The organism is Frankia sp. AgKG'84/4, assembly GCF_023242965.2.
Taxonomy (GTDB): Bacteria; Actinomycetota; Actinomycetes; order Frankiales; family Frankiaceae; genus Frankia.
On sequence record NZ_JALKFU020000652.1, the window covers coordinates 1 to 652 of the forward strand.

Annotated in this window: 1 protein-coding gene; it reads left to right on the forward strand. The window is 76.7% G+C overall.

Going from position 1 to position 652, the window contains the following annotated elements:
* A partial coding sequence (locus tag MXD58_RS24445) for an FAD-dependent oxidoreductase (RefSeq protein ID WP_250610017.1) occupies positions 1 to 652 on the forward strand: 652 nt, incomplete at both ends.

The window sequence follows — 652 nt, forward strand, 5'->3', positions numbered from 1 at the left end:
GTGGAGACCCTCGGGGTCGCCCCGGCGCTGCGGGAGACCGGACTGCGCGGCGGGTTGGTCTACTGGGACGGCCAGCTCGTCGACGACGCCCGGCTCGTCGTCGCGCTGGCCCGCAGCGCCGCGGGTTTCGGCGCCCGGATCCTCACCCGGCTGGCCGTGCGGGACGTCGCCGGGCCCGCCCGGCCCGGACTCGGCGGCTTCGAGGCGATCAGCGGCTTCGAGGTGACGGTTCGGGACGGCATCGGCGGTGGCGAGTTCACGGTGCGCGCCCGTGCGGTGGTGAACGCGACGGGGGTGTGGGCGCCGACTTTGGCGCCCGCCGTCCGGCTGCGGCCGAGCCGCGGGACCCATCTGGTGGTGCGTTCGGAGGCCCTCGCCCACGGCGGCGCGCTGTCCGTGCCGATGCCCGGGGAGCTCGACCGCTTCGCGCTGGTCCTGCCGCAGGGCGACGGCCGCGTCTACGTGGGGCTTACCGACGTCCCGGTGGACCGGGTCACTGACGTGCCCGAACCGGCCGAGGAGGAGATCGCCCAGCTGGTCGACGTCGTCTCGACGGTGCTCACGGCCCCGCTGGACCGGGCCGACGTACTCGGAGCCTTCGCCGGCCTGCGCCCGCTGCTCGACAGCGGCGGCGACGGGCGCGGCGCGGCGG